This window comes from Streptomyces pathocidini (genome assembly GCF_001418495.1).
GTDB classification, from domain to species: Bacteria; Actinomycetota; Actinomycetes; order Streptomycetales; family Streptomycetaceae; genus Streptomyces; species Streptomyces pathocidini.
This window is the reverse complement of record NZ_LIQY01000703.1, coordinates 1-1,587: the sequence shown is the minus strand read 5'-3', so window position 1 is coordinate 1,587 and position 1,587 is coordinate 1. Positions and strand designations below refer to the sequence as shown.

General features: G+C 70.2%; 1 protein-coding gene. It reads left to right on the top strand.

The window, feature by feature from the left end:
* The first annotated feature begins 232 nt into the window (after nucleotides 1-232).
* Nucleotides 233-1,459, top strand: a complete 1,227-nt coding sequence (locus AOK16_RS24630) for an acyl-CoA dehydrogenase family protein (protein WP_055474298.1) — start codon at nucleotides 233-235, stop codon at nucleotides 1,457-1,459.
* The last annotated feature ends 128 nt before the right edge of the window (nucleotides 1,460-1,587 follow it).

Below are 1,587 nucleotides of genomic sequence, written 5' to 3'. Positions count from 1 at the left end.
ACCCGGTCCGCGGCCTCCAGCAGTTCCTTGCGCCGGCGCTCCGCGGCCCGCTGCTGATCGTCCCGCTGACTGGTCTCCATGAGGTGTCTCCCCGCCCATTGGCTTGCCTTGGTGCCAGCGCAACGTAACACCTGACCACCTGCGGGGTTCCGGAGGGGAGCCGGGAGTTGACAGCCTCTACCAGCCGGTAACAGACTGTTGTTACCGCAAGTAACAAGCAGGTGGAGGGGACATGGCCGAGTTCACGCTCGATCTCAACGACGACCAGAAGGCTGTGCGGGAGTGGATCCACGGCTTCGCCGCGGACGTTATACGGCCGGCCGCCGCCGAGTGGGACGAACGCGAAGAGACGCCGTGGCCCGTGATCCAGGAGGCCGCCAAGATCGGCCTGTACTCCCTCGACTTCTACGCCCAGCAGTTCTTCGACCCGACGGGCCTCGGCATCCCGCTCACCATGGAGGAGCTGTTCTGGGGCGACGCGGGCATCGCCCTGTCCATCGTCGGCACCGGCCTGGCCGCCGTGGGCGTCATCGCCAACGGCACCGAGGAGCAGATCGGCACCTGGATCCCGCAGATGTACGGCACCCCGGACGACGTCAAGGTCGCCGCCTTCTGCTCCTCCGAGCCGGACGCCGGCTCCGACGTCGGCGCGATGCGCACCCGCGCCGTCTACGACGAGGCCAAGGACGAGTGGGTCCTCGACGGCACCAAGACCTGGGCGACCAACGGCGGCATCGCGAACGTCCACGTGGTCGTCGCGGTCGTCGACCCCGAGCTGGGCTCCAAGGGCCACGCCTCCTTCATCGTCCCGCCGGGCACCCCGGGCCTGTCCCAGGGGCAGAAGTTCAAGAAGCACGGCATCCGCGCCTCGCACACCGCCGAGGTCGTCCTGGAGGACTGCCGCGTCCCGGGCAGCTGCCTGCTCGGCGGCAAGGAGAAACTCGACGAGCGCCTGGCGCGCGCCCGCGAGCGCGCCAAGTCGGGCGGCGAGCGCCTCAAGAACGCGGCGATGGCCACCTTCGAGGCCTCCCGGCCCGCGGTCGGCGCCATGGCCATCGGCACCGCCCGCGCCGCGTACGAAGAGGCCCTCGAATACGCCAAGACCCGCACCCAGTTCGGCCGCCCGATCATCGACAACCAGGGCGTCGCCTTCCAGCTGGCCGACATGCGCACCCAGATCGACGCCGCCCGGCTGCTGGTGTGGCGCGCCTCCTGGATGGGCACCACGGGCAAGCCCTTCACCTCCGCCGAGGGCTCGATGTCCAAGCTCTTCGCCAGCGAGGTCGCCAAGAAGGTCACGGCCCAGGCCATCCAGATCTTCGGCGGCAACGGCTTCACCCGCGAGTACCCGGTCGAGCGCATGCACCGGGACGCCGCGATCTACACCATCTTCGAGGGCACGAGCGAGATCCAGCGCCTGGTCATCGCCCGCACCCTGGCGGGCCTGCCCATCCGCTGACGCCCATCCGCTGCGACCGTCTGCTGACGCCTGACCGGTGGCGCCTGTCAGGTGGTGCCTGTCCGGTGACCTTTCGGTGGTCGGCGGACCCGCCGTCCCGCCCGCGGCCCGACCGCCCGCCCCCAGCG